This is a genomic window from Paenibacillus sp. TAF43_2 (assembly GCF_052113545.1).
In the GTDB taxonomy this organism is placed as follows: Bacteria; Bacillota; Bacilli; order Paenibacillales; family Paenibacillaceae; genus Pristimantibacillus.
Map to the genome: position 1 here is coordinate 1 of NZ_JBFRDK010000280.1, position 8,564 is coordinate 8,564.

At 43.9% G+C, this 8,564-nt stretch carries 8 protein-coding genes; 5 read left to right on the forward strand and 3 right to left on the reverse strand.

Translation table 11 applies throughout. From position 1 onward, the window contains the following. Nucleotides 1-87 precede the first annotated feature (87 nt). Both AB4Z17_RS31820 and AB4Z17_RS31825 read left to right on the forward strand, forming a co-directional pair. A complete protein-coding gene (locus AB4Z17_RS31820; RefSeq protein ID WP_441964300.1) occupies nucleotides 88-1,821 on the forward strand; it encodes a sensor histidine kinase in 1,734 nt (577 codons plus the stop codon). A 186-nt stretch (nucleotides 1,822-2,007) separates the two neighbouring features. Further along, nucleotides 2,008-3,621 (forward strand): response regulator transcription factor, encoded by a 1,614-nt coding sequence (locus AB4Z17_RS31825; protein ID WP_441964303.1) that lies wholly within the window; start codon nucleotides 2,008-2,010, stop codon nucleotides 3,619-3,621. Here the strand turns inward: AB4Z17_RS31825 and AB4Z17_RS31830 are convergent. Genes AB4Z17_RS31830 through AB4Z17_RS31840 form a run of 3 tightly spaced genes read right to left on the reverse strand, consistent with a single transcriptional unit; the run spans nucleotide 3,618 to nucleotide 5,345 of the window. Continuing rightward, on the reverse strand, nucleotides 3,618-4,658 hold the full coding sequence (locus AB4Z17_RS31830; protein WP_441964305.1) for an MBL fold metallo-hydrolase: 1,041 nt from the start codon (nucleotides 4,656-4,658) through the stop codon (nucleotides 3,618-3,620). The genes AB4Z17_RS31825 and AB4Z17_RS31830 overlap by 4 nt on opposite strands. Further along, the gene (locus AB4Z17_RS31835; protein ID WP_441964307.1) at nucleotides 4,655-5,218 is read right to left on the reverse strand and encodes a class I SAM-dependent methyltransferase; all 564 of its coding nucleotides are present in this window, start codon (nucleotides 5,216-5,218) and stop codon (nucleotides 4,655-4,657) included. Before AB4Z17_RS31835 ends, AB4Z17_RS31830 begins: the two co-directional genes overlap by 4 nt. Continuing rightward, a complete protein-coding gene (locus AB4Z17_RS31840) occupies nucleotides 5,178-5,345 on the reverse strand; it encodes a hypothetical protein (protein ID WP_441964309.1) in 168 nt (55 codons plus the stop codon). The genes AB4Z17_RS31835 and AB4Z17_RS31840 overlap by 41 nt, the downstream gene beginning before the upstream one ends. A 185-nt stretch (nucleotides 5,346-5,530) precedes the next feature. On the opposite strand from AB4Z17_RS31840, the gene AB4Z17_RS31845 reads away from it, so the two are divergent. From AB4Z17_RS31845 to AB4Z17_RS31855, 3 genes are all read left to right on the forward strand, one after another. After that, a complete protein-coding gene (locus tag AB4Z17_RS31845; protein ID WP_441909059.1) occupies nucleotides 5,531-6,862 on the forward strand; it encodes a spore germination protein in 1,332 nt (443 codons plus the stop codon). Then, nucleotides 6,859-7,959, forward strand: coding sequence for a GerAB/ArcD/ProY family transporter (locus AB4Z17_RS31850; RefSeq protein WP_441909058.1), 1,101 nt, complete (start codon nucleotides 6,859-6,861; stop codon nucleotides 7,957-7,959). Before AB4Z17_RS31845 ends, AB4Z17_RS31850 begins: the two co-directional genes overlap by 4 nt. After that, nucleotides 7,956-8,564 (forward strand): Ger(x)C family spore germination protein (locus AB4Z17_RS31855; protein WP_441964311.1); only part of this gene is annotated, 609 nt, incomplete at its 3' end. The genes AB4Z17_RS31850 and AB4Z17_RS31855, both read left to right, overlap by 4 nt.

Below are 8,564 nucleotides of genomic sequence, written 5' to 3' on the forward strand. Positions count from 1 at the left end.
CTCCTGTTCTATAGACCACGATCTTTGGAAGCATGCCATTTTGTTTACTTATGTATCATTATTTTCATAAAAAGAGAGGACTCCAGCATGCGTTTAAGAGAAAACACATTTGCCAAAATGATTACATTGATCGTCCTTTTGCTTATCCCGATCATTATTTTGTATACGCTTTCTATACGAACAAGCATCGGAGTTATCACGGAAGAAATGAAATCGTTGAAGCAGAAGGACATTACATTTCTAGCGAGCGAGGTTGATAAAAGCGTAACAACGCTATCGACGCTTGGCTTTCTGCTCAGCGAAGATATCCATATCCAGCAGCTGCAAAATTTACATTTAATTGAAAGCACATACCAGCGAAACGATGAGAAGCTGCGCATTCTCGAGAGGCTTCGCCTGCTCAATGTCGCACAGCGCTGGGATACGCAATACAGCATTACAGCGCCGGCAAGCAAGCAGCTCGTCTCAACAAATACGTATCTCTCGTATGATCTCGAATCGATCAAAAAAATATTGACCCCGACCTGGAAGTACGAGGAAATGACGATTCAAAACATAAAGCAAAATCGTTTCGTACGCCATATCGTCAAGCCAAAAAGCAAAATCACCGATATCGAGAAAGCCGGTATTATCGTTGAGATTTCTTTTCCAGAGGAGCATCTCATTAAAGATTTGGATACTTTCAAGCTGGCAGGCAAAGGCGATCCGTTTCTTGTCCATTCCGATGGGCGCATGATAAAAAATAAAACGGCTGATAAAGAAATGACCAAGAGCATTCAAGCGCTGCTCAAAAAAATGACCGTCCCAGAAGCGTCCAATCAAATTATGACGATAAATGGGGATGATTTTCTCGTCACCTCTGCGCATGTAAAAACGTTGGATTGGTATTTGATTGACTACGTACCGCTCGCAAATGTTTTGAAACCAATCGTCAAAAGCCAAAATTTATTTTACGGCTCCGTCGGTTTGCTGCTCATTATGAGCTTGCTCGCAGGTTATTTGCTTTATCGAAATGTACAGCGCCCAATCGGTTTGCTTATTCGGAGTGTGAAACGGCTGCAGGAAGGCAACTATTCCGCAAGAATAACGGTAAACCCCAAAAATGAATTTACTTATTTATTTCAAAGATTTAACGATATGGCTGCGAATACGGAACAGCTCATTCAGAAGGTTTATGTGGAGGAGCTTCGCAGGCGTGAAGCTAATGTAAAGCAGTTGCAATCCCAGATTAATCCGCATTTTTTATACAATTGTTTCGCGCTCATACGCAGCCTTGCTAGGCTGGATAAGAAGGAATCTGTCATGCGGCTTGCCATGCACTTGTCTACCTATTATCGCTATACGACACGGGTCGAGAAGCTGACCGCAACGCTGAGGGAAGAGCTGCAGCTTGTTGAGAGCTATCTGGAAATTCAACAATTTCATATCCAGCACCTGTCCTATCGCATCGAGGTGCCTGATTCGATGCTTGGTGCTCAGATTCCGCGTCTGCTCCTGCAGCCTGTCGTTGAAAACGCGGTGCTGCACGGGATTGAACGATTTGACGGTGATGGGCTCATCACCATTTCAGGTGTTAGCAATGATCGCTATCATACGATTATTGTGGAAGATAACGGGATGGGGATGACGGACGAAGCCCTTCGAAAGCTTGAGAAAAAAATTATCAATCCGCCTGATGATACGAGCGGCTGCGCGCTGTGGAATATTAGGCAGCGGATGCTGTTCCAATTTGGATCTGAGGCTTCAATCAGCTTCCGAATTCGCGAAGAAGGCGGCGTTGCTGTGTACCTGTCTTGGCCGCATGAAAACTATGCCAACTAGGCGTGTCTGAAAACCCGTTCAGTGGCACCTTTCACCGCCTTTTCGCCCCCTGCTTCGTTCCGTTTGCTTGAAGTACCCCCGGTACGCCTTCACAAACGCGCCTTGCATGGAACGAAAATTCGGCAAAATTTGCTCTCCTCAGAACTCTCAGACACGCCTTAGATGAATGAATAGGAGCTGTTCACCATGTATCAACTTTTAATTGTCGATGACCAGCCTGATCTCGTAGAGGATTTAGCCAGTAATTTGCCATGGAGCTCAGTTGGCATTGATTCCGTCTACCTTGCACACTCTGGCCAGGAAGCGCTTGATATTATGCAGGCTACGCCTATTGATATCGTCATCACAGATATTCATATGCCCGGCCTCTCCGGCCTTGATTTAATCGAGCAAATCAAAACATCTTGGAGCAATGTGAAATGTATTTTATTGTCCGGCTATAATGATTTTGAGTATGCCCAAAAAGCGCTTCAGTTCCAAGCAAGCGACTATTTGCTCAAGCCTGCTGAAGACGAAGAGCTGCTGCAAGCTGTTCGGAAAGCCGCTTCCCAGCTGCAAGAACATTGGAAGGAGGTCAGCTCGCATCAAAGCGCGCTAACCTCTTTGAAAGAAAACGTCCCTATTTTACGAAATCATCTTCTGCTCTCTCTTCTGAAGGGACAAGCCTACAGCGACGAAAAATTAAAAGAAAAGCTCGACATTCTGAACCTAACTTTTCATCCAAAAGAGCCATATTGTATGATGCTTATGCGAATGGAGGACTACTTCTATGAGCAAAGCGAACGTGACAGCTCGCTGCTTGAATACGCCGTGTGCAACATCGCGGAGGAAATATTTACAGAGGAATATAGGTTATGGCATACGAAGGACGAGCATGGCTACTWTGTATTTCTCATTATGGGCAAAGAAAATCAACGCCAAGAACAAGCTTCCATGCTGCATCTCATTGAGCAAAAAGCAGCGCAGCTTCAGCATTATGTGAAATTGTATTTAAAGGGGACCGTATCGTTAGTCATTACGAAGCAGGATGTATTTCCGCATGAGCTGCGCGAAACCTATGATTTCTCGCTTATCAACTTTAGACAGCGCATTGGCAGTGAACGCGGATTTCTCCTCACACTGACAGAGGAATCACAGCAAGGAGAAGCAAATTCTCTCTCTCATTTATACAATCCGCCGCTGCTTATTCATTTGCTTGAGGCAGGACAATGGGACGCGATCGAGGAGAAACTAAATCTTGCCTTTGAGGAGCTGGAGCTTAAATGGGGCGAGTCGCATGAGCATATTTTGGAAACCTATTTCATGATTGCAAGCTCGTTAAGTTTCTCCATTCATAAAAACAAGCTGTGGATGTCCGACATTATGGGATCTGAGTTCAATCAACTGCTTAGCGGTCCCCACTTTCATACGATTAAACAGCTTCGCACTTGGACGTCTGGCATACTTGATAACTATAGAAGCCATATGACTAGCAAAGTACAGCATTCTCGTTCCAGTACGATTCAGAAGGTTCAAGAATATGTTTCAAGCCATTTAGAAGACGCTTCACTGCAATCGATTGCTTCCCATGTTTTTCTGAATCCGTCCTACTTGTCAAAAATATATAAGCTGGAAACCGGCGAAGGCATAAGCGACTACTTATCCAGATTAAAAATGGAAACGGCAGCCCATATGCTTCGCACGACAACAGACAAAATTTACGAGATAGCAGCTAAAGTCGGTTATTTGAAAACGAGTTATTTCATAAAGGTGTTCAAAGATCGATACGGTATTACCCCGCAAGAATTCCGTGATCGTTAAGCGGTGATCGCAAAATAATTATAAATGCCATCTTTTTCAGTRGAAGAGATTCGAGCTTGACGCTTCAAATATACCAAATGCGCAAGTGTCTCCGACATTGCAAATCTGAGCTGATGCGCATTCCCGTTCAGACGATTGCCGAATAGAGCCTCGCACATGCCATAGGCGGTGCGGGGCTCTTCTTCGAGCATCCGAACCATTTTGTCTAGCCTCCGTATATGATGCTGCTGCAGCTCCAATATCCTGCCATGGAAATCGGCAAAAGGATCCCGATGTCCTGGAAAAGCCAATTGAACCTCATAATGAGCAAGCTCCTGCAAGCTGCCTAGAAATACTTCCAATGGATCGCCATCCTCACCAGGCACTATGCTCACATTCGGGGTAATATGGGGCATCACCTGATCTCCGCATACCATCCATTTGCGTTCTTTCTGATAGAAACATAGCTGACCATTTGCATGACCAGGCGCGTCAATTAGAAGCCAGCTCATTCCGCCAATTATGATTTGATCTCCCGCTTCGATATAAGTTACCTTCGGCTGAGGGGATACCATCTCCACAAAGGTTTCAAGATTTTGCTCAATAGCCTCTCTCTGTTGAATCGGCATACCGTGCTTCGCATATAGAGTCTGGAGCTGCTCGCCGAACTCGCTTTTTTCTCCCCACAGCCTAATCGCATAGTCATGTGCCCTGCGTGAAATAAAAACGGGCGCCCCGCTTCTCTCTTGCACATAACCAGCGAGTCCATAATGATCGGGATGCTGATGCGTCAAAATGATTCTTGTAACATTGCGCCACTCCAAGTTATGATGCTGCAAGACTTTATCCCATACCTGAATGGCTTCGTCCGTTCGCAGTCCCGGATCAATGAGCGTATATCCCTGTTCTTCGGGTATAAGATAGCTATTAACCCACTTGAGGGAAAAGGGAACCGGGACCTTTACCTGCAGCCATCCTTCCTGCCACGAAACCGTATGTAAAAACTCCTGTTCATTTGTAGACGGCCTGCTGCTTGAATCCTTGTTTTCAAATATCATTTTTTAGCTCTCCCTGTCATAATCATTCGCGGAGAAGCCTCTGGATCGTATTTCGAACCATCGTAATTGCCGTACAGCTTGTCTATTCTAAGACTGCAAGCATCTAGATTGTTTTCGAACCAGTCTAGATTGTACAGCCTTACCTGTTCTAAATACTGTCTTGGCTTCTCTTCTTTGTCCGGATTGAAGATTGAAATGCCCTTCTGCACCCAACCATTTGCAATGGATCTTGCCTCTTGTATAAGCAGACCTGTCTCCTCATCGATACGTTCCGATCGGGGCACTAAGGTTTGCGCCACATAAATAGGATTAAGGAAATCGATTAAAAAACAACCGTCTAAACGCAGCACTCTCCGAATATGCCGAAGCACGCTCACATTGTCTTCCTCTGCTGTGAAATAGCCAAATGAGGTAAATAAATTGACAGTAGCATCAAAACGCTCCGCCTCAAACGGCAGCTCTCGCATATCCCCTTTAACCCATTCAACAAGTCCATCTTCATCATGACGTTGAGCTTCATCAAGCAATGTAGTCGATAAATCCATTCCTGTAACGGACATGAGAACCTTCCGCCAGCTCTAGCCAAGCGATCATTTTGGATGCTTCTTTATTTGCATTTTCCCAATCGCGATGTTTATAGACAAGCATATAATCGGAGCCGAAGCTCTGTTCGTACCATGGTTTCATATTAATGCTCTCCTTCATCATGGTCATGCGAATTGCTTGCGAATGATGATCACTTAATTGTACTTGAATTCCAACATGCTGGCAAAATCGAATCAAATAAGCATAGTTTTCAAATTATACGTGCAAACTATGGAAGCTTATCCAGATCTTTTTGCAACTCAGCATCATTTGAAGGGGGAACCGGCATGAATGAACGTATTCGTTTATTATTTGCAGAAGCAGTCGACATCAAATTGGAAAATTTGAAAAATAGCGAAATGAGTATTGAAGTCGCCTATATCGAACCGTTATGCGAAGAGAAAAAAATAAGTGATTTCATTATCGTCCCTTTTATAAAAGAGGAATATTCGTTTCAAGCTCAGCTGGATACAAATCCCGATTATGAAATACTGGAAGATGTCGCTATGTGGCAAAGTCTTCTTCTGCGCGGCCATGTCCTGATTCAAGCAAATGGAGTCGTCTATTCATTCAAAGCTGAACGGGTCATCTGTATTGAGAATTCACAAACACAAGTGGAAAGTGCTATTCAGGGCCCTCAGATCGCATTAAGCGAAAATATAAATATATCACTCAATCTGATCCGCGGCATGTACCCTTCCCCCGATCTTTCGGTAGAAGAGCATACAATTGGAACATTGTCCCAAACACCCGTGTTCGCCTTATTTGATCAGAGACGTGTAGATCCTACCGTACTTGATAATGTACGTACAAAGTTAACAACGATTAACGTGGAAATGCTTCAATCCGCTGGTGAGCTTGAGAAGCTGTTAGTCGGCAATCGCAAGCATTTGTTTCCAACTATTCTTATTACAGAGCGTCCTGACCGCATTACCAGTGCGATTTCCAAAGGGAAAATAATCATTCTCGTAAAGGGAAACATGTTCGCTCTTATTTTGCCGTCAACTTTTTTTGATTTCATGCACGCAGTAGAGGATGATTACGACTCCTATTGGATGACTCGTTTTCTAATCTTCCTTCGTTACACATCAACTTTGCTCACAATCACTTTGCCTGCTCTCTATATTTCCGTTGTCTCCTATAATCCAGAGTTGTTTCGCGTGCAGCTTGCTTTCTCCATTGCAGGCAGCCGTTCTGCTGTTCCTTATCCATCGTTCATAGAAGTTTTTATTATGCTCTTTATGATCGAAACACTAATCGAGGCGAGCATTCGCTTGCCCAGGTACATCGGCTCCACGGCTACAACCGTTGGAGGACTTATTCTTGGACAAGCCGCTCAGCAAGCCGGTCTCGTAAGCAGCATTATGATTATCGTAACGTCAGTCGTAGCTATTTCGAATTTCGTTATTCCCGTCAATTCGCTGTCATTTGCTGTCCGTTTTTTAAAGTATCCGCTAATCGGAATCGCTATTTTCTTCGGCATCACTGGAGTAGCCGTTGGTTTGTTTATCTATATCACTTATTTATGCAGCCTAAGAAGCTTCGGCAAGCCATATATGCGTATTTTCGGAAAACTAAGGCCGTTAGAAGGCGATGTGGGGCAGGTGAAGATTGAATGAACCGTTATTTCTATTACAACTTTATACTCGTCAGTTTCATTAATCTATTGCTTTATGTTCCTCATATCCTTATTCAATATCGCTATACCGGAGCGGTATCTTCTATAGTGGTAGGTATAGTTATTGGCACGATACTCGTCTATATGTATACAAGCGCAATGGCTCGTTATCCCGGTAAGGGATTGCCTGAGATACTAAAGCTGCATTCCCCGCAGTGGCTGGTTACGATCTCTATGTTATTTTTTTCAATTATGTGGTGGTTTGCAACGACTATCGTTGTGGTTGCCTACGCCATTCTTATTAATCGTTTTTTCAATCCGGATGCGGATGCGAATGTTATTCTAGCCATGCTCGTCATTGCATGCGGTTATGCTGCCACACGTTCAACCCTCTCTGTCATGTTCATCATTGAAATCGGCATGATCGTCAATGCTCCAATCATTATCTTTATATTGTTTAAAGCCGTACGAAGCAATCAGCTTAATTGGGATGCGATTCATGTCGTAGCCAACTACATAACGGAAATGCCTACATTGACCTGCATTGCAGCCTCTACTTTCATTTTTACCGGTTATATCAATCTTTCATTGTTCAATCGGCTATTTCCGCCAAATTTCCGTTTTAAATTCCGCTTAATTTATCCGATAGCCGGCGCCGTTATATTATTGATTACATTTTTTGTACCCATTGGTTTTCATGGAACGGAAGGCGTAAACCAATACATTTACATCTGGAGCCAGACCGCTGATTCCCTGCTTATGCAATATGGTTTTATTGAACGTGTGTTGTTTCTTTTTCTAATCGTTTTTTTGAACCTGACTCTCGTTTATACGATGTCCGGCTGGCATCAAGCGATGGAGTTTGTGAAATCTTGTTTTCCCAGCTATAAACCGGAGTTTGATAGTCTCAAAACGCCGATGTCCAACTATGTCATCATCGGTATTTTTGCTTTGCTCTCCATCCTATATCTCATGCTGACAAACGAAAAGATGAACATGCTCATTACTACCTATTGGCTCATTGTCCGATTTTTCGTTGAGATATTAATCGTCGTTTGGGTGTTTGCGCTTAGCAAAAGGAGGTCTAAATCCATATGAGCATCACCCTTCGAGTCTTTTTGTTAATCCTCTCTCTTGGTTTGCTTGGCGGCTGCGGGTTCAAGGATATCGACAAACGATTCTTTGTGGTCGCTCTTGGCATAGATGCATCAGATAATGAGAAAAAACCTTATCGTCTTTCCCTGCTGCTTGCTGTTCCGTCTCCAAAAATCGAGCCTGGCGCATCGAAAACGCAGATCGAGACCATTGATACACAAACCGTCGCAGAAGGCATTCGAATGTTGAAATCCTACGTCGACAAGGAGCTGGATTTCGGACATTGCAAAGTGTTTCTCGTTGGTGAGAAGATCGCCCGTCAAGACTATACGGAGATATTGCAATGGATGTCGCGGAGAAGAGATATCCAAAGTGTCGCCGATATTGCTATCGGGAAACCGGATGCGGAATCACTGCTGAAAATAAAGCCTGTGTCAGAGCGTTACCCGGGCAACACGCTTTTTTTAARCTTTGGAGCYGACGGAACCGAGTCTTCCTACACTTACGTAGAAACTTTATCAGACTTCGCAAGGCGTGCTTCCGAGGAAGGTCTCGATCCGCTGATGCCTGTTATTACAAAGGATGGTAAAAAGAGCTTCGTCATCAAC